Source organism: Bathymodiolus thermophilus thioautotrophic gill symbiont, from assembly GCF_003711265.1.
Lineage (GTDB): Bacteria > Pseudomonadota > Gammaproteobacteria > PS1 > Pseudothioglobaceae > Thiodubiliella.
On the sequence record NZ_CP024634.1, the window covers coordinates 2,132,003 to 2,153,577 of the forward strand.

Consider the following 21,575-nt stretch of genomic DNA (forward strand, 5'->3'; position numbering starts at 1 on the left):
TAAACATCAAGAGGAATCAATATGCAAATAAAAACACAAAAACAAATCACAATATTACAAAATAAAGCGCAAAAAGTCGCTGACCAACTCAACGAAGAAGTTGTTGCCATTGCCAAAGGCATTCAACACATCCAAACCCAAACAGGTGTGGCATATCAATTAAACACTAAAGATTTTGACACTAAAAAGTTAAACTTAATTGCCAAAAAAGTCGGTGATGATTTAGAGGTAGCACTAGAAGAAAGTGTTGTTATTTTTGATAACTATTTTAATGTTTGCACCACTGATTTATCTTGTTTGGTTTCTTTGCCCACCAAAGACGGTGGACTTTACCATATTGTTGCTGATGCTTTCTTCACTTTAGAAGACGACACCCAAGTGGTGTATTTTTATGGCGAACAATCTATTGTTTCCACAGAATCTAGTGCCGCAAGCACAGGTAACAAACAAAGCTTTTTTGATGTTGTTACCTCTAACATAGGGATCGTGGCTGCAGTTGCGGTTGTAGCCGTTGTAGTTGCCACTAGTGGCAGTGACAAGAATGATAATGATAATGAAGATGAAACATCACTAACATTTACCTTAGCAGACACAGGTGGTGCTACCAACGATACCACGATTACTGTTAGTGGTATGAAGGAAGGGGCAACTTGGCAGTATTCTATTGATGGTGGCGCTAGTTTTACCGATGGCACAGGTAGTAGTTTTGTGTTGAGAGAAGGCACTTATGCTGAGAATATCATTCAGATTAAACAAACTGATACAGCTGGTAATACCTTAACCGTCATTAAGAATACTTCCCCTGTTGTTGTGGACACCACAAATCCTTTATTTACCAGTGCAACGACAGTTGATGTTGAAACAAACACCGAAGCATCGGAAACGATATATGAAGCAACAGCAACAGACAATAATGCAGTTACTTACACCTTAGAAGATGGCAATCAAAAAGACAAATTTACGATTAGCAAGGAGGGGGAACTAAAATATAAGCAAAAACAAACGACAGCACATAATGACGACAAAGTTACTATTATTGTCACTGATGTTGCAGGCAATAAAACAAAGCAACTTATTACCGTGTCGGTGAAAGATTCTATTTTAACCACCTCAGTTGTTTGGAATAATATTGGTGATGATAATAACATCAATATTGAAGAATTGGCAACAGTTACTTTAAGTGGTACAGTTACTTCCACTGGTAGCACACCTGCTGACTTAAATATTGCCAGTATTGTTTTCAAACAAAATAATGCCATTGTCCACACGATTAACACCGCTCTTCCCGTTATCAATAACAACACTTGGACTTTAGACCACGACAACGCTTGGACTTCAAAACTTGTTAATGGCAATTGCACCGTTATTGTTAATCTTTCTGCTAATAGTAACAGTATCACAGGTCAGGGGGAAACGGTAGTAGTAATTGATATAGTTATTCCAGGTGCACCAGTATTGAGTTTTACAGATACAGGTTTATCAAATGATGGTGTTACCAAAAATGGCACAATGACTGTTAGTGATTTAGAGACAGGTGCAACTTGGCAGTATTCTATTGATGGTGGCACTAACTTTACCAGTGGCACAGGCAGTAGTTTTATACTGAATGAAGGCACTTATACTCAAAATACCATTCAGATCAAACAAACTGATGCAGCTGGCAATGTTTCAAGCGTGGCTGCAAACACTTCAACTGTTGTTGTGGATACCACAGATCCTTTGTTTCTTAACACAGACAATACTGTTAGTGTTGAAATAAATTCAACTGTTACAACTACTGTTTACGATGCTCAAGTAGTCAACCATACTGGTGGCAATGCAGATGAAGGCATTACTTATAGCATAAAAGGAGCGAATGCCAGTAAATTTTCGATTACTACTGACACTGGAATAGTAACCTATAAAACAATACAAACGGTAAGGCGCAATGATGCAATTACCATTGTTGCTACCGATGTTGCAGGCAACGAGAGCTTACAAGATGTAACCGTTGTGGTTGTCAACAAACCAATCGTTCAAGTGGCAGAAGTAAACGCCACAGAAAATGAAGCGAAAGATGAGAATCAAATTACGGTAAAGGCAGAACTAGGTAGCAAGGTAACCATCACCTTTTCTGCAAATGGAAAAACGGTTATCAAGATAATTGAATCTGCCTCAGGCAATCATGACAAAGTTTCTGCTTTAACAGTTGACGAACTTAACACATTAGGTGATGGTTTGATCAATATTTCAGCCGTTGCCGTTAAAGATGGTGTAGCAAGTTCTGCTGGCACTGGTAGTTTTACACTCGATACTGTGGCACCAATATTTGATCAGCAGCCTACTGCAATTAACACTAATATTAACACCCCTATTACAACCACTATTTATGATGCACAAGCAACTGACCAGAATGGCAATGCAGATGAAGGCATTACTTATAGCATAAAAGATGCAAATAACAGTAAATTTACGATTACTACTGACACTGGGAAAGTAACCTATAAAGAAATACAAACATCAGTGCATAGTAACGATACAGTTACCATTATTGCTACCGATACTGCGGGTAACGCAACAGAAAAAGTCGTTACTGTTTCAGTGGTACCTCCTGCACAAGGCTTTGTTATCAATGGCAAGAGTTTTGCAGATAATGCTGGATTCTCAGTCTCCTCAGCAGGTGATGTGAATGGTGATGGACTAGATGATTTGATTGTTGGTGCCCCTCATAATCTGGTCTACAGCGATCCTACCAAGAAGGCAAGTGAATCTTATGTAATATTTGGCAAGACTAGCGCAACTGCTGTTAATTCATCAGACATAGCCTCTGGCACGGGTGGATTTATTATCAATGGCGAGGGGATTGAGGATCTAAGTGGCTGGTCAGTTTCTTCAGCAGGCGATGTGAATGGTGATGGCTTAGATGATTTGATTGTTAGTGCCACTTGGGCAAACCACTCCGTTGATAAAACAGATGCTGGCAAGTCTTATGTTGTATTTGGCAAGATTGACACAATCGCTGTTGATTTATCAAATATGGGTACGGGTGGCTTTGTTATTAATGGCGAGAATAAGGATGATCAGAGTGGCCACTCAGTTTCCTCAGCAGGTGATGTTAATGGCGATGGTCTAGATGATCTGATTATTGGCGCCCCTATAACAGGCTTAGAATTTTCAGGTAATTCTTATGTGGTATTTGGCAAGGCTAACACAACTGACATTGATTTGTCAGATGTTGTTACTGGCATGGGTGGCTTTGTTATTAATGGTGGGAATGTTGGTGATTTTAGTGGCTACTCAGTCTCCTCAGCAGGCGATGTCAATGGTGATGGCTTGGATGATTTGATTATTGGCGCTAGTAGAGCAAAAAAAGAGGCAGGTAAAACTTTCGTCGTATTTGGCAAGCAGGACACAACTACTGTTAATTTATCAGATGTAGCCTCTGGTACGGGTGGTTTTGCTATCAATGGTGAGCATATTGAGGAACAAAGTGGCTGGTCAGTTTCCTCAATATATGATATCAATGGTGACAACTTGGATGATTTGGTTATTGGCTCTTCTTTTATAGTCAAGGCATATGAGGATAGGAAAAGTAGAACTTATGTTGTGTTTGGCAAGAAGGACGACACAGATGTTGTTAATTTATCAGATGTAGCCTCTGGCACAGGTGGCTTTGTTATTATTAGTGAGAAAATTAAAGATCATGGTGGCTACTCAGTCTCCTCAGCAGGCGATGTCAATGGCGATGGCGTGGATGATTTGATTATTGGTGCCCATTCAGCTGACAACACAGGTAAATCTTATGTGGTATTTGGCAAGGCCAACACAGATGCTATTGATTTATCAGACATAGCTGCTGGCACAGGTGGTTTTGCTATTAATGGTGAGGCTGAGGATGCTAAGGATGATAGTGGCTTTTCAGTCTCCTCAGCAGGTGATGTCAATGGTGATGGCTTGGATGATTTGATTATTGGCACCCCCAGAGTAGACCCTAACGGTGACGTTACTATCGCAGGAAAATCCCATGTAGTATTTGGAAAAACCGATACAAAGACCGTTTATTTAGCAGATGTTAGCAAAGGTGAAGGTATTGCCGCCCATACAATTGATTTTCAAGGTGATACCAATACCGATAACAATGACACGCTAACAGGTACCTCTGCTGACGAGTTGTTTGTTGCCGGTTTAGGCAACGATGTCTTAAGGGGTAACGGTGGCACGGATGTCTTTAACGCAGGTGCAGGTGATGACACCATTATCATTAATGACGACAATCTTGCCAAACTTTCCAGCAATACACTTAGTAGCGATTTACTCGCTCGTGTTGATGGTGGTGGCAATACTGATACTCTGAAATTGGAGGGTGGCAATCTTAGTTTAGACCTTACCAATATAAGTAGTAGGCGCATTCAAGATATTGAAATCATTGATTTAACAGGCTCAGGTAATAATATCTTAAAACTTAATCTTAATGATTTACTGGATATCTCTAGTTCAACCAATGTTCTTAAGGTTATTGGCAATTCAGGCGATAAAGTTGATATAGAGCTTAATGCCAATGATTTTACTAGGGGTATTGTAAAAACAGAGGCTGGTATAGATTACTATATTTATAGCAATATTAACGCCTCTACTGCAAAGTTATGGGTAGATCAAGATTTAGATGTGATTTAACAACTATTCTTTACTGTTGTTCTGAGTTATCGTTTGCCCTACCTTTCAATTAAAAGGTGGAGTCTGACATAAATTGACCTTGAAAAGTTGGCGTTCAAAATAACCAAAAAACATAATTTTTTGCTCTATTTTTATGTTTTACATATTTATGAGTTTGAGAATAAAGGGCAATGATATTCTTATACCATTTTCAAAAATAAAATGAATAATATAGAGACCTTTGCATAAATATGGATGATTAGCAAAATTCAATTTTTGCCCACTTGGTAATTTCTTAAACCTTGTCCTAGCGGAGCTAAGGCTGGGTTTACAAAATTACCAAGTGGGTGAAAAGTGGATTCTTGATGATTCATATTTATGCAAAGGTCTCAATATAGTGCTAATACTTGGAATGAGGATGAGTGCCAAATTGTTTGGCTTATTTTTAAAAACAGTATAAGGTATAATTCAACTCCTTTTATTATAGGGGTTTACCTGCATTTCAAAAAAAATCCAATTAATTTGAATCAGAAATGCAAAAAAGTAAACATCGGGAGAAGTCAATATGCAAATAAAAACACAAAAACAAATTACAATATTACAAAATAAAGCGCAAAAAGTCGCTGACCAACTCAACAAAGAAATTGTTGCTGTTGCCAAAGGTATTCAGCATATTCAAGTTCAAGCAGGTATGGCTTACCAATTAAGCGCTAAAGAGTTTGATGTTAAAAAGTTAAATCTAATTGCCAAAAAAAATGGCAATGATTTAGAAGTGGCACTAGAGGAAAATGTTATTATTTTTGACAACTATTTTGCTGTTTGTGAGACTGGTTTGTCTTGCTTAGTTTCTTTGCCCACCGAAGACGGCGGGCTTTATCATATTGTTGCTAATACATTCTTCACTTTAGAAGATGGTACGCAAGTTGTGTATTTTTATGGTGAACAATCTATTGTTACCACAGAGTCTAGTGCAGTAAGTGCAAATAACAATCAAAGTTTTAAAGATATTATCACTTCAAATATAGAAATTGTAGTCGCGGTTGTAGCCGTTGCGATTATTGCTAGCAATGGTAACGATGGCAACAAAACTTTGGAACAACCAATCATTCAAGTGACAGAAGTAAACGCCACAAAAAATGAAGCACAAGATGAGAATCAAATTACGGTAAAGGCAGAACCAGGTAGCAAGATAACCATCACCTTTTCTGCAAATGAAAAAACCGTTACCAAGATAATTGAATCTGCCTCAGGTAATTATGACAAAGTTTCTGTTTTAACAGTTGACGAGCTTAACACATTAGGTGATGGTTCGATCAGTATTTCAGCCGTTGCCGTTAAAGATGGGGTAATAAGTTCTACTGGCACTGGTAGTTTTACACTTGATACTGTGGCGCCAATATTTGATCAGCAGCCTACTACAATCAACACTAATATTAGCACCCCTATTACAACCACTATTTATGATGCACAAGCAACCGACCAGAATGGCAATGCAGATGAAGGTATTACTTATAGTATAAAAGGTACAAATGCCAATAAATTTGAGATTACTGCTGACACTGGGAAAGTAACCTATAAAGAAATACAAACATCAGTGCATAGTAACGACACAGTTACCATTATTGCTACCGATACTGCGGGTAACACAACAGAACAAATCGTTACTGTTTCAGTGGTACCCCCACAAGGCTTTGTTATCAATGGTGAGAATGCCGAAGATGTTAGTGGACACTCGGTCTCCTCAGTAGGCGATGTCAATGGCGATGGCTTGGATGATTTGATTATTGGCGCCCCTCATCATCTAGACCTCAGTACACCTAACGCTAAATATACAAGTAAATCTTATGTGGTATTTGGTAAGACTAACGCAACTGCTGTTAATTTATCAGACATAGCCTCTGGCATAGGTGGCTTTGTTATCAATGGCAAGGATGCTGGGGATTATAGTGGTTTCTCGACCTCCTCAGCAGGCGATGTTAATGGCGATGGCTTAGATGATTTGATTGTTGGTGCCAATTATTCAACAAACTCTGCTGGTAAAAACCAAGCAGGCAGGTCTTTCGTCGTGTTTGGCAAAATTAACACAACTGCCGTTGATTTATCAAACATGGGTATGGGTGGCTTTGTTATCAATGGTGAAAATGCTGGAGATCGAAGTGGGGCGTCAGTTTCCTCAGCAGGTGATGTCAATGGTGATGGTCTAGATGATCTGATTATTGGTGCCCCTGCAGCAAGCACAGATTCTGTCAATTTTTTAGGCAATTCTTATGTGGTATTTGGCAAGGCTAACGCAACTGCCATTGATTTATCAAACATAGCCACTGGTACAGGTGGCTTTATTATCAGGGGCATAAATACTTGGGAGTTTAGTGGCACTTCAGTCTCTTCAGCAGGCGATGTCAATGGTGATGGCTTAGATGATTTGATTGTTGGTTCTCATGGAGCATTAACTTCGGCAGGCAGGTCTTTCGTTGTGTTTGGCAAAAAGGATGACACAAATACCGTTAATTTATCAGATATAATCTCTGGCACAGGTGGCTTTGTTATTAATGGTGAGAATGCTAAGAGTCAAAGTGGTTGGTCAGTTTCCTCAATAGATGATATCAATGGCGATGGCTTAGATGATTTGATTGTTGGTGCTTATTTGGCCGATTCTAATGATGATGATAACATAGGTAAGTCTTATGTTGTGTTTGGCAAGAAAAATGACACCACTGCTGTTAATTTATCAGATGTAGCCTCTGGCACGGGTGGTTTTGTTATCAATGGTGAAAATACCGAGGATCGGAGTGGCTTCTCAGTCTCTTCAGCAGGTGATGTCAATGGCGATGGCTTGGATGATTTGATTATTGGTGCCCATTCGGCTAACAACACAGGTAAATCTTATGTGGTATTTGGCAAGGCCAACACAGATGCTATTGATTTATCAGACATAGCTGCTGGCACGGGTGGTTTTGTTATCAATGGTGAGGGTGCTGAGGATGATAGTGGCTTCTCAGTCTCCTCAGCAGGTGATGTCAATGGTGATGGACTAGATGATTTGATTGTTGGTGCCCCTAAGGCAGACCCCACTGGTGGCACTAACGCAGGAAAATCCTATGTAATATTTGGAAAAACCAGCACAAAGTCTGTTTATTTAACAGATATCAGTAAAGGCGAAGGGGTCGCTATTCATGTAATTGATTTTCAAGGTGATGCCAATGCCGATAAAAATGACACACTAACAGGTACCTCTGCTGACGAGTTGTTTGTTGCCGGTTTAGGTAACGATGTCTTAAGGGGTAACGGTGGTACTGATGTCTTTAATGCAGGTGCAGGTGATGATATTATTATCATTAATAATGACAATCTTGCCAAACTTTCCAACAACACACTTGGTAGCCATTTACTCGCTCGTGTTGATGGTGGTGGTGGCACTGATACTCTGAAGTTAGAGGGTGGTAATCTTAACTTAGACCTTAGCAATATAAACAATGGCCGCATTCAAGATATTGAAATCATTGATTTGACAGGCTCAGGTAACAATACTTTGAAACTTAATCTTAATGATTTACTGGATTTCTCTAGTTCAACCAATGTTCTTAAAGTTATTGGTAACTCAGGTGATAAAATTGATATAGAATTGAACGATAACGCCTTTGTTCAAAATTCTGCATCAAAAACAGAAAATGGTATCAACTATCATATTTATAGCAATGCTAACGCTTCTACTGCAGAATTATGGATAGATCAAACTTTAGAGGTGATTTAGCAACTATTCCCTGTTACCCTGAGTATTCTTGCTAACCAAAAAAAAGGTAAAGCTTGGTGTAGATTGACTTTGAAAAATTGGCGTCCAAAATAACCAGAAAGCATAACTTTTGCTTTGTTTCCAAGCTTTCTTAGGTGTGTAAGTTTTGGAATGACTTAATGCTATTTTCAAGGATAAAATGAATAATATGTGTTCGTACTTGAAATGAGGAGATTGTTTGGTTTATTTTTGAAAAATGGCATAAGTATCAATGATTAGCAGAATTCAATTTTTGCCCTCCTGAAGCATTGCCATGTGGTACCAAGCCCAATTGAAATTTCTTTAAATCTTGTTTTAGCAGAAGTTTCTAAGTAAAAAGACTCGATAACTATTCATATTAAGACCTTTGCATAAAGATTTTAATTGGGCAGTATAAAAATAGCGAAACAATAAGTTAAAACATTAGAGGAGACAAGTATGCAAATTAAAACACAAAAACAAATCATAGCATTACAAAATAAAGCGCAAAAAATCGCCAGTAAACTTAACGAAGAAATTGCTGTTGTTGCCAAAGGTGTTCAGCATATTCAGGTTCAAACAGGTGTGGCTTACCAATTAAGTACTAAAGATTTTGATGCTAAAAAGACAGGTCTAATTGCCAAAAAGGTCGGTGATGATTTAGAAGTAGCATTAGCAGAAGATGTTATTATTTTTGACAACTATTTTACTATTTGTGGCACTGGTTTATCCTGCTTAGTTTCTCTACCCACCGAAGATGGCGGACTTTACCACATTGTTGCGGATGCGTTCTTCACTTTAGAAGATAGTGCGCAAGTTGTGTATTTTTATGGCGAACAATCTATTATTACTACAGAATCTAGTGCAGTAAGTTCAGGCAGTCAAAGTTTCTTCGAGGTTATCACTTCAAATATAGGAATCATAGCCGCAGTTGTGGTTGTAGCTGTTGTGGTTGCCAATAATAGCAATGATGATGGCAGTGACAATGATACAACATCTCTAGCACAAGGCTTTGCCATCAATGGTGAGAATGCTGAAGAGGTTAGCGGATACTCAGTCTCCTCAGCAGGCGATGTCAATGGCGATGGCTTAGATGATTTGATTATTGGCGCCCCTCATTATCAAAACTCCAGCTCACCTGATGGCAAATATGTAGGTAAATCTTATGTGGTATTTGGCAAGACTAACGCAACTACTGTTAATTTATCAACCATAGCCTCTGGCATAGGTGGCTTTGTTATCAATGGCGAGAATAATGGGGATCAAAGTGGCTACTCAGTCTCTTCAGCAGGTGATATTAATAGCGATGGCTTAAATGACTTGATTGTTGGTGCATTCGCTGGCAGCACTAGTGCAAGTGAAACTAATGCAGGTAAATCTTTCGTCGTGTTTGGTAAAAAGGATGACTTGAATGCTATTAATTTATCAGATGTAGCCTCTGGCACAGGTGGCTTTGTTATCAATGGTGAAAATGCTGAAGATCAGAGTGGACGGTCAGTTTCCTCAGCAGGTGATGTCAATGGTGATGGCATAGGTGATCTGATTATTGGCGCTCCTACAGTGAGCACAGATTCTGTCAATTTTTTAGGTAACTCTTATGTGGTATTTGGTAAAACTAACGAGACTACTGTTAATTTATCAGACATAGCCTCTGGCACAGGTGGCTTTATTATTAAAGGCATAGGTAATCAAGATCTTAGTGGAAACTCAGTCTCCTCAGCAGGTGATGTCAATGGTGATGGCTTAGATGACTTAATTGTTAGCGCTCACGGAGCAGAGTCTAGGGCAGGTAAATCTTTCGTCGTGTTTGGCAAGAATAATACAGAAGCTATTAAGTTATCAGATATAGCCTCTGGCACAGATGGCTTTGTTATCAACGGTGAGAATGCTGGAGATCTGAGTGGCCAGTCAGTTTCCTCAGCAGGCGATGTCAATGGCGATGGTTTGGATGATTTAATCATTGGTGCTTATGGGGCAAACTCAAATGCAGGCAAATCTTATGTGGTATTCGGCAAGAACAACGCAGAAGCTATCAACTTATCAACCATAACCTCTGGTACGGGTGGTTTTGCTATCAATGGTGAGAGCGCTTTGAATTATAGCGGATACTCGGTTTCTTCAGCAGGTGATGTCAATGGTGATGGCTTGGATGATTTGATTGTTGGCGCTTATTTGGTCAACCATTGGGCAGGAAGATCTTATGTGGTATTTGGCAAGGCTAATACAGATGCTATTGATTTATCGAACATAGCTGCTGGCATAGGTGGCTTTGTTATCAATGGTAAGGATGCTGGGGATTGGAGTGGATTCTCAGTCTCTTCAGCAGGCGATGTCAATGGCGATGGATTGGATGATTTGATTGTTGGCGCCCCCAAGGCAAACCTTATTGATAACGCTAACATGGGTAAATCTTTCGTTGTATTTGGTAAAACCAATACAAAATCCGTTCATTTAGCAGATATTGACACTGGCAAGGGTGTTGCTGCTCATGCCATTGATTTTCAAGGAGATCAGAACGAATATAACGGTACCTCTGCTGATGAATTGTTTGTTGCTGGCGCAGGTAACAACATCTTAATAGGTAATGGTGGCACCGATGTCTTTAATGCGGGTGCAGGCAATGATGCCATTGTCATTAATGGTGACAACCTTGCTAAACTCTCCAGCAACACATTGAGTAGTAATTTACTTACTCGTGTTGATGGTGGCAATGGTATTGATACCCTGTCTTTAAGTGGTAGTAATCTTACCTTAGACCTCACTAATATAGATGATGGTCGCATTCAAGACATTGAAATCATTAAAATATCAGGTTCAGGCAACAATACTTTGAAACTTAATCTTAATGACTTGCTGGACATTTCTAGTGAAACCAATGTGCTTAAAATCGTTGGCAATTCAACTGGTAAAGTTGATATAGAACTTGGTTATAATGATTTTATTAGAGGTGCTAAAATAATAGAAAATAGTATAATTTATTATATTTATAACAATACTAACGCCCCTACTGCAGAATTATGGTTAGATCAGGTTTTAGAAGTGCTTTAACTATTCTGTGTTATTATCCGCTCCACTCTTTTTAAAAATTTTCATTTCATTGAGACCTTTGCATAAATATGGATGATTAGCAAAATTCAATTTTTTCCCACTTGGTAATTTTCTTAAGCCTTGTCCCAATAGGGATAAAGCTGGGTTTAAAAAATTACCAAGTGGGTGAAAAGTGGATTCTTGATGATTATTTATACAAAGGTCTCATAGTACTTATACGCCCAAGTATTTTTACTGCTAATACTTGGGATAAGGATGGGCGCTAGATTGTTTAGTTTATTTTTAAAAATGGTGCTATATAGAGAACTCATTGTGTCTAATTTTTTATAGATAGCGCTTTTGTGCTAAAATTTGGTGCTATTAAATATATAAAACCATGAAAAAACTGAATTTAATTATCCCCTTCATTGTGATTTCTATCTATAGCACGACACACGCATCGACTTCTGCTGCTGTTTGCAAGACAGGAAAAGACCAAAAAACTTCAAAATCAATCTATTTTTCTTGTTGTTATAATCGGCACACATCTGACTATGGCCACTGGCTTCCATCATTGGCAAACAACAAAGTTTGTGAAGTTTATGGTGGATATAAGGCAGGAAATTGTGAGCTAACAGGCAATGTTCCTTTGGTAAATAGAAAAACACTAGCGAGTTTAGAGGAACAGTGCAAAAAGATTGGATATCCGTATATTTCCACCCCTTAAAATAATAATTCTATGACAAAAAAAGGCTCTTCTGGTCGCTGGATGAATGAACACCTAAATGATGAGTATGTCAAACGCTCACAAAAAGAAGGGTATCGGTCGCGTGCAGTGTATAAACTCACAGAAATTGTTGAAAAATATCGGTTTATCAAGCGTGGCGACACGGTGCTGGATCTTGGTGCAGCGCCCGGCGGCTGGAGTCAGGTGGCAATTAAAATGGTTGGAAAATCAGGGCAAGTGATTGCCAGTGATATTCTGGATATTGAGCCGATTGAAAATGTGGATTTTCTGTGTGGTGACTTTACCGAATTAGAAGTTTATGAAGCATTATTAGCGCTCACGCAAGGTAAAAAAGTAGATGTGGTTTTGAGCGATATGGCGCCAAATATGAGCGGGCAACTCTCAGTTGACATTCCAAAATCCCTATATTTATGCGAATTGGCACTGGATATGGCAATCAAAACCCTTACGCCAAACGGTTATTTCTTTATCAAAGTATTCCAAGGTGCAGGTTTTGATGCGTATGTTAAAGCCTGTCGAATGGCTTTTTCCAAAGTAGTAATTCGCAAACCTAAAGCGTCTCGTGCACGCTCTAAAGAAGTATATTTATTAGCCAGTAGTTTAAAATAGCAAACTATGGAATCATTTGCAGATATTCAAAATTTAATTAAAGCTGATGTTGAGAAAACAAATCAAGTGCTGATTCAACACTTGAGTTCAGATGTGGCACTTATCAATCAAATGAGTGGGTACATTATTAACGCTGGCGGTAAGCGCTTACGCCCCTTGTTGTTACTATTGTGCGCACGCGCTAGTAATTATCAGGGCAATCACCATTATTTAATGGCTGTGGTCATTGAGCTAATTCACACAGCCACCCTATTACACGATGATATTGTCGATGAATCACATAGTCGCCGTGGCAAGGAGACTGCTAACGAAGTTTGGGGTAATGCTGCCAGTGTTTTAGTGGGAGATTTCTTGTATTCTCGCGCTTTTGAAATGATGGTTGAGCCCGATTCAATGCAGATAATGAGAATCCTCTCTAAAGCCACTAATGAGATTGCACAGGGTGAAGTTTTACAATTGTTAAACTGCCAAAACGCCGCACTTACCGAAGCCGAATATTATCAAGTAATTGAACGCAAAACAGCCGTACTATTTCAGGCAGCCACACAAATTGGCGGTATTTTATCAGAGGTAGACGCCGCACAAGAGCAAGCACTAAGAGCGTATGGTTTACACTTGGGCAATGCCTTTCAAATTATTGACGATGTGTTAGATTACCAGTCAGATGCTGACACTATGGGTAAAGAAGTTGGTGATGATTTGAGCGAAGGAAAAGCCACTTTACCAATGATTTACGCACTCAAAAACGCCTCACCCAAAGACAGGCAACTACTTGAAGAGGCAATCAACAATGCAGACAATAGCAAAATTGAACAGGTGATTAATATTTTACAATCGGTAAATGCTTTTGATTACACTCACAAACAAGCGCAAAAATCAGCCGATCTTGCAAAACAATCCTTAGACTCACTGCAAGATTCTAAATACAAAGAAGCACTCATTCTGCTCTGCGACTTGTCGTTACAAAGAAAGTCTTAGTATATGCTCTCAGATGAATTAAAAACCCAAATTCGTAACTCATTCATTGCGTTAAAATCGGATATGGACGGCTTTCAAGCGCGTGGATCACAAAACAAAATGATGGCAGAAATCTCCAAAACTTTAACAGGAGAATATGAAAAGAGCAACAGAATCCTATGTGTAGAAGCACCCACTGGCACTGGCAAAACTTTTGCCTATTTACTCAGTAGCATCCCCATCGCTAAGGCCAATAAAAAAAAACTGATTGTCTCCAGCGCCAATGTTGCCCTACAAGAGCAATTGCTACTTAAAGACCTGCCCGAAGCGCAAAAATATTGCGCCGTAGATTTTGAATACACACTGGTTAAAGGGCGTTCTCGCTATGTGTGCATTCGCAATTTAATCAATTTAACCGAAGACAACGCTAGCAATAACAGCGATTTACTGTTTAATGAACCACCACAAGCCTACCAACTAAAACAAATGAGCGAATTGCTGGAAGATTATTCCGCCAAACAATGGAATGGCGAGATTGATGATTTAGCACGCATGCCTGATTCTACACTGTGGCAAAAAATTGCTTGCAATCGTTTCACTTGCACAGCGAGAAACTGTGAATTTTATGCCGAATGTGCTTTTTTTAAATCTCGCAAAAAAATCTCTCACGCCGATGTTATTGTCGCTAATCACGATTTGGTGCTGGCAGATTTGTCAACTGGCAATACAGTTTTACCCGATGTGGCCGATTCTATTCTCATCTTCGATGAAGCGCACCATCTCAATACCAAGGCACTATCACACTTTTCACTCAGCACCAACACTGAGTTTATCAAAAATAGCATTCGCCAAGCTCAAGGCACCAGTGAGCAAATCGCCAAACTCATGGAACAAGAGCCTATTGAAATTGATATTAAGCAAGTGGATGACTACCTGCAAGACTTGATTGAACTGCTAAAAATGCTGTCTTTTGAAGAGGATGTGTTTTTGTTTAACCAAGGGCAAATAGATGACAGTATTGCCAAAGTTAGCGCACAAATCAGCACACTCATCACTCAAATATTATCCAGATTTGCCATCTTGAAAGACACATGGACAGATTATCTACGGATTCAACCCGTTGAAAAAAGCATTGCCGACCCACTTAACAATGCCATTGGCGAATGTGAGCAGCACTTAATTGGTATTATTGAATTATTTTCATCTTTTTTGCAAACCGACGATGCCAGCAAAAGTCCGCATTCTCGTTGGATTAGCAAAAATATCGCCAATAAAAAAACCAATTACAGTTTACACAGTGCGCAAACAGACATTTCCACTAACCTTGATAACCTGATTTGGTCTAAAGCAGCAGGCTGCATTTTGACCTCTGCCACCCTCTCGTCACTCGGTAGTTTTGATAGACTCAACCAGCAACTGGGTTTAATCAAAAGTGATAACCAATATTTACGCTTACCATCGCCCTTTGCTTTTGATCAAGTAGATTTTGTGATTGCCAAGTTCGATGCCGCCCCTCAACAAGTTTATGAACATACACAAGAGGTAGCAAGGCAACTATTACAGCGCATCAATGCTAATGAAGGTTCACTGGTTTTATTCGCCTCAAACAAGCAAATGCAACTGGTAGCAGACTTGGTTGAAAACAAATTAGAGCCACATTTGTTGGTACAAGGTGAATTTTCCAAAAAACTCATTTTAGAAAAACACATCAACCTGCGCAAAAAAAACCAAGGTAGTGTGATTTTTGGCCTAGACAGTTTTGCCGAAGGCGTGGATTTAAAAGGGGACAACCTCACCCATGTGGTTATCGTTAAATTGCGCTTTAGCGTCCCCACTTCGCCGATTGACAAAACTTTAGCAGGTTATTTAGAATCACAAAAACGCAATCCATTTATGGAAATCTCCTTACCCGATGCATCACTCAAACTCATTCAAGCCTGTGGCAGACTCATTCGCACCGAAACTGATACCGGTAAAATCACCATTTTTGACAATCGCCTGGTAACCAAATTCTACGGCAAACAACTGCTTGCCGCCCTACCAAACTACAATATAGTTACTGAATAACGCTATTTTTGAAAATAAAATGAATAATATAGTGTCAATACTTGAGATAAGGATAGGCACTAGATTGTTTGGTTGATTTTTGAAAATGGCATTATTCCAATTGCCGACTAAGCCTCAGTTCTCGTGCTTTTGCTATCGCATTCTTAATTAAACCTTGTTGCTCAAAATCAAGTAATATTTTATCAACAATAGGGATGCTTTGCTTGACGCTCATACCAATTCTAAGGCGCTGGTCATATAATATCTTCAACATTAAATAATCTAGCCCTGACAATAAATCCAATACACTTTTGTCATTTGCCACCGAAGGGTTAACCCAATCAGAATCATTTGGTAAACCCATGGCTTGAGCAAGCTCCTCTACGATACAAGCAGGCAACAAACCATAACGCATAGCGTGATCAACAGGAATAATAACGGTAGCATCGACCAATTCATAATGCCTGTGTTTAATAAACAACAAGCAATTAGATTTAGTGTCAATATTTTTTATTGTAGTGCTGGTGTATTTCTCAATGGCTTCTTTGTAATATGAACGCTTGGTGAGAATAATTTTAAAGTTGGCATAATAATCACTTTTGACAATCGGCAAGGCAGTAATATCAGACAAGTCTTTAAAATGCTCATCAATCAAATTTTCAGCCATTTCAAAATCTGCTGGAAGTTCAAAATACTCAACTTTATATTGAATACGATTTTTCCAGCGCCTTAGATTACTTGCTCCTTTACGGTATTCATTTTTGTAGGCGATTTCAAAAAAGGCTTTTTTTATATAGTCTTTAGATTGCCACGATGCACCTTGCCAATTACTGGCATAAGTTATTGATAAAAAAACAACCGATAAAAACCCTAACCCAATTTTAAATAGAGCGGATTTAATAACCACTTACTTTTCGTTAAGCGCGCCGCCAAATCCACGAGAGATAGGCTTGATAAGGTAGGTAAACAAAGAGCGCGTACCAACTTTAACATCAACCGTACCTGACATACCAAGCTTCGGCTTAATTAACTTAGATTTTTCGTTTTCATCATGCTCTGGACCTTCAATTTTAATGTTAACTTGATAAAAAGCCGTTTCTCTGCCCGAGGGGTCTTTATCTAACAAAGTATCCGAACTAATATAAGTCACTGTGCCCTTTAAGCCACCAAAAATCGTATAATCAAAAGCATCAAGTTTAATCGTTGCTAACATACCAGGAATTAATCGACCAATATCTACAGGGGCAATTTTTGCCTCTAAAATCACACCACCTTGTGAGGGAGATATTTCCATCAACTGCTCACCCGAACGCAACACGCCACCTACGGTTGTTACCTTTAAATCTTTAACAATACCATTCACAGGAGAATGAACACTGGTGTATTCCAAAACACTTTGTTGTTTTTTTAACTTATGCAAAACACCTGCCAACTCGCCTTCTATTTTTTTAACTTCGGTACTGGCTTTTTCATAATACTTGTTTTCAGTATCGGCCAATCTACGCCTAAAGTCTAGCATTTTTTGCTTAACTCTTAACACTTCTAATTGCCCCACATCACCATTTTTTTCTAAGGTTTCATTGATTCTCCACTCTTCAATGCTAATATCAAGACTCTCTTTTAGAATGGATACTTCTTGTTCTAGGGAATGTTTTTGTTGTTTATACAAAGCAGTTTGAGCCTTTATAAAATCAGGATATTTTTTTGTTAGTTTGTCAAATACCAGTGGTGCTCTTAGCAAAATAGCTTGCGATCTTGCCAACTCTGACTTTAAATGTGCTACTTGAGATTCAATTTCGTAATAACCCGCTTGTGCACGGTCATTCTCTAGCGTTGCCAATAATTGACCTTGGATAACCTTCTCACCCTCTTTCACCAAAAGCTTAGACAAAACACCGCCATCTGCCACTTGAATAATTTGATTACTGCCATTTGCCACTACTTTACCTTGGGAGCGCACAGTTTCATCAATATCAAAGATGGTTGCCCACAAGATAAAAGCAAACAAGGCGCTCAACAATACATAAGGTACCGAAAACGAATGCTCAATTTTTAATAAAATTTTCTCTAGACTCATGATTTTTCCTCTTTTGGTTGCGCTTGCGTTACTTGTGCTTGTTGAGCTTGCTGCTGTGGCTGCCCTTGTTGTGACGCGCCCCCTTGTGACTTACCAGAGAGTGCTGCAATCACTTCTGCTTTTGGACCATCCATAATAATTTGATTTTTATTAACCACAATCAAGCGATCAACCAATTCTATCATTTCCATCTTATGAGTAACCAAAACCAGCGTATCTTCTGGTCTAATGGTTTTCTTAAACATAGCAATTAACAAAGCCTCTAGATTTCTATCAACCGATGCTGTTGGCTCATCTAACAACCATATTCTTGGCTCTCTCAATACCACACGAGTAAGATTTAATAACTGCTTTTGACCGCCAGACAACCCCAATCCGCCTTCAGAAATTTCATGCTCCAACCCTTTTTCACTGGCAGAAATAACGCTATCTAGTAATCCCGTTATTTTTGATACCGCTAAAATCTTTTCATCACCGGGATCAACCAGCCCAAGGATTAGATTTTCTCTCACAGTACCTTTAAACAAACGACCTTCTTGCTGTAAAAAACCAATATTTTCAGATAATACAGGTTTTGAGATGTGTGCCAAATCAATGTCATTCATTAAAATCCTGCCTGCATTGGGCTTATACATACCACTCAGCAAACGAAGTAATGAGGTTTTTCCCGAGCCAATTGGCCCTAAAACACCAATCTTCTCACCTGATTTAATAGTCATTTCTGGTAATGCCAATGCCACCTTATTGCCATAATTAAACTGTGTTTTTTCCTCAATAAAGAAATCAGTTTTTAAATTATCGGGCACAATAGGTTGTTCAATGCCATCATGGTCGCACTTTAATTCCCAAATCACATCTAGAGATTTAATCGCCGACTTGGTGTTTGCCCACTGCACTAACTGTGCTGGAATTTGCGCAACAGGTGCTAAAATTCTACCTGATAGAATCGAACAAGCAATCAATCCACCCATGGTTAAACCGCCACCACCAATCATCATTGCACCAAATGCCACCATAATCACAAATGAGGACTGCTGAAACAATGCCACCATATATTGAGATTGGTCGGTCATACGCTTCATTTCTAAGTCGTAGCCACGCCCTTCATCAGTCACATTCATCCAATTTGAAAGCATACGCCAACCGCCTTGCCCTGATTTAATGGTTTCTGCCCCTTCAACTGACTCCACCAACATACCCACTCTAAGGTTAACTGATTCGTTAATATTGTCTGCTAATTTTTCAATCTTTGCATGAAAATATAAGCCTGTTGCAGTGGCAACAAAGAAAAATGCAACCGGCACAAATGCCAATTTACCTGCAATAACAACAATCAATAAAACATAAAATAAAACAAATGGCACATCCACAACTAAATAAGTGGTAATAGAAGACAAGAAAGAGCGTACCGATTCATAGCCACGCATTTGCGATGCTAAACTACCCACACTTTTTGGCAATTGATCCATACGCAATGCTAAAAAGCGTTTATACACATCTCTGGACAGTCGTCTATCAATGTTTTCAATCAGTTTTTCATACAAACCTGCACGCGTTAATTTAGCAATAAAATCTAATAGCGTCAACACCAGCACACCAATGGTTAATACCATTAAAGTTTGGGCAGCACCTGTCGGCACAACTCGGTCATATACTTGCATTGAATAAAAAGCACTGGCTACCGCAACAATATTAATAAATACGCCTGCCACAGAAGCGTTAATCAGCCATTTTTTATGAATAATAATTTCATTCTTAACCATCTGAAAAATTCGACTTTTGCCAACATCAAGTTTTTTCTTCATATTGAGGGCAAATAATTCGTACTCCTCTAAATCCTCAATGACCAACTCTAACCAAGTGTGTTGATCCGCAGAAAACCACTCGCCAATCCACTCGCCCTTGGCATTATGACTTTTAAGCACACCCCAGCCCTGATCTTTATCAAAAATCAACATGGGTAATATTGATGGATCGTTAATAGTTTTTATTTTTTTAGGCGTTCGCAGGAGTAATTCTGAGCAAATGCCTTTTAACATTGCCAACTTGGCAACCGACTCATTAAATTCATCCTCAACGACTTGTTGAAGTTCCACCCTATCAAAACGGGAGCGCTGGAGTTGTGCTAAACGCTGAAGGCTAGTAAGTAAACTGTTTCTCATTGAATGTCCTTAATTATATTAATATTTGTCATTATTTATTTTTCACCTTTTGGCGAGAATTGAATAGACTTGTCAGATGTTTTTTTACTTGGTGACCAGTTGTCCATTTTTTTGATAAAATTACTAAAACCATTGTCTTTTACTGTTTTGATAATGTTTTGATGTGTTTCAACATCAGCAGACCAAACAATTTTATCCACTTCATCTTCATCTTTAGTAAAGATGAGATCCAATACTTTATCAGAAATACCTGCCTGAGGCACATTCTCTACCCCCGGTCGCCACAATGTTTTACTTGAATTAAGCGTCCTTTTAGGTTTGGTGTTAGAAAATGGCTTAAGAATGTTATTCATACGCTTCACATAAATAAAAATCCGCCAATTAACAGTTGCCGTTTCAGCGTAAACATTCGCTAATTGCGCTTCTAATTGCGATACCTCGCGAATGGAAGTCATCACATCGTTCCATTGCTTTCTACCTGCTAAAAACTGCCGATACCAAGACTTCTGCACTTCTTTTATATTTTCTAATGAGATCAACAACAATTCTTGTTGTTGCTTGTAAGATTTGGAAGATGCCCAATCTAATTCAATTTGCTGTGCAATTTTATTTTTTGCGTCTTGAATTTTTGACTGTGCAGATTTGTAACGATGTTTGATTTGTTTAACCTGTGACAAACTAGACAAACCAGCGCCAAAACTACTGTTTAACTCAAGGAATATACGATCCTGTGGACTGCTTTCAGCCCGCGTAAAATCACCCCATTGGCGTTCAACTCTTAGATTAATACCAGGATAAAGGCTGGCTTTGGCTTGTTTTAATTCAGACTTTAATGCCCGACTTTCAGCTTGATTTTTTTTAATTTGAGGGCTAAGTAATAAGGCTCTACTTTTAAGTTTTTCCAAGTTATTGCCAAACTCAATAATATAAAAATCTCTAATTAGCGCTTCTGGATCAAGTTTTAGGCCTAACAATTCCTCTAAATTACGCAAAGCATTTTCATGCTGAATAATCGCAGAATTTAAATTTGTACCCGATTGAGTGGTGCGTGAAGTCGCCAACTTCAGATCACTTATCGAAGACAAACCTTGTTCAATACGACGCTTTAGACGCACATTAAGCATATCATGCTCTTTTTTGCTTTTGCCATAAGCCTCTTTCTTTAAAAAACTGTCATACCAACGACTGTAGGCTTTAATTACTTTTAATGCCAAGTCACGCTCCGCAATTCTCGTTGACTCATGTGCGACAGAGAATTTTTCTCTAGAATTTTCTAATCTCGCATCAATTGCGCCACCTGCCCATAAAGGCTGAGAAAAACTAAGCAGCGCAATGCGCTCATCACCACCATAATTAATATCTGTACTAGAGGCTTTAACTTGTTTAACTGAGAAACTAGGTGTGGGAAAATAACGCCACTTAGCACCAGTTATCTCATCCTTGGCAGAATTCTCTAAAAAAACGCTACTTTTAATACTGGGATGATAAGCAATCGCTTTGTTGATTAAATTTGGCAAACTAAACGCACCATTAGTTCGCGCATTGGCATTCATCACTAAAGCGCAAAGC

Annotated in this window: 11 protein-coding genes; 7 read left to right on the forward strand and 4 right to left on the reverse strand. The window is 38.8% G+C overall.

Annotation, left to right across the window (positions count from 1 at the left end; all coding sequences use genetic code 11):
- Positions 1–21: 21 nt before the first annotated feature.
- From MS2017_RS07455 to dinG, 7 genes are all read left to right on the forward strand, one after another.
- Entirely contained in the window at positions 22–4,653 is a 4,632-nt protein-coding gene (locus tag MS2017_RS07455) for a beta strand repeat-containing protein (protein WP_122951791.1), read from the forward strand.
- Between the two features lie 544 nt (positions 4,654–5,197).
- Positions 5,198–8,383 (forward strand): beta strand repeat-containing protein, encoded by a 3,186-nt coding sequence (locus tag MS2017_RS07465; protein WP_122951792.1) that lies wholly within the window; start codon positions 5,198–5,200, stop codon positions 8,381–8,383.
- A 456-nt stretch (positions 8,384–8,839) separates the two neighbouring features.
- Positions 8,840–11,428, forward strand: a complete 2,589-nt coding sequence (locus MS2017_RS07470; protein WP_122951793.1) for an integrin alpha — start codon at positions 8,840–8,842, stop codon at positions 11,426–11,428.
- A gap of 376 nt (positions 11,429–11,804) precedes the next feature.
- A complete protein-coding gene (locus MS2017_RS11430; protein WP_164707659.1) occupies positions 11,805–12,134 on the forward strand; it encodes a hypothetical protein in 330 nt (109 codons plus the stop codon).
- Positions 12,135–12,146: 12 nt separating this feature from the next.
- Positions 12,147–12,764 carry a 23S rRNA (uridine(2552)-2'-O)-methyltransferase RlmE gene (gene rlmE / locus MS2017_RS07475; protein WP_076982483.1) on the forward strand — a complete coding sequence of 206 codons (618 nt, stop codon included), beginning with the start codon at positions 12,147–12,149 and terminating at the stop codon, positions 12,762–12,764.
- Between the two features lie 6 nt (positions 12,765–12,770).
- Positions 12,771–13,742, forward strand: a complete 972-nt coding sequence (locus tag MS2017_RS07480; protein ID WP_122951794.1) for a polyprenyl synthetase family protein — start codon at positions 12,771–12,773, stop codon at positions 13,740–13,742.
- Between the two features lie 3 nt (positions 13,743–13,745).
- Entirely contained in the window at positions 13,746–15,788 is a 2,043-nt protein-coding gene (dinG, locus tag MS2017_RS07485) for an ATP-dependent DNA helicase DinG (RefSeq protein WP_122951795.1), read from the forward strand.
- Between the two features lie 91 nt (positions 15,789–15,879).
- On the opposite strand, the gene MS2017_RS07490 is transcribed toward dinG, so the two are convergent.
- From MS2017_RS07490 to MS2017_RS07505, 4 genes are read right to left on the reverse strand one after another with little or no spacing between them, the layout of a single operon-like run.
- Positions 15,880–16,674, reverse strand: a complete 795-nt coding sequence (locus MS2017_RS07490) for a DUF2927 domain-containing protein (RefSeq protein WP_071563536.1) — start codon at positions 16,672–16,674, stop codon at positions 15,880–15,882.
- Positions 16,675–17,844 carry a beta-barrel domain-containing protein gene (locus MS2017_RS07495; protein WP_122951796.1) on the reverse strand — a complete coding sequence of 390 codons (1,170 nt, stop codon included), beginning with the start codon at positions 17,842–17,844 and terminating at the stop codon, positions 16,675–16,677.
- Complete coding sequence (locus MS2017_RS07500) at positions 17,841–20,006, reverse strand: ATP-binding cassette domain-containing protein (RefSeq protein ID WP_122951797.1); 2,166 nt, start codon at positions 20,004–20,006, stop codon at positions 17,841–17,843. Before MS2017_RS07500 ends, MS2017_RS07495 begins: the two co-directional genes overlap by 4 nt.
- A 35-nt stretch (positions 20,007–20,041) precedes the next feature.
- On the reverse strand, positions 20,042–21,559 hold the full coding sequence (locus tag MS2017_RS07505) for a TolC family protein (RefSeq protein WP_164707660.1): 1,518 nt from the start codon (positions 21,557–21,559) through the stop codon (positions 20,042–20,044).
- Positions 21,560–21,575: the final 16 nt, after the last annotated feature.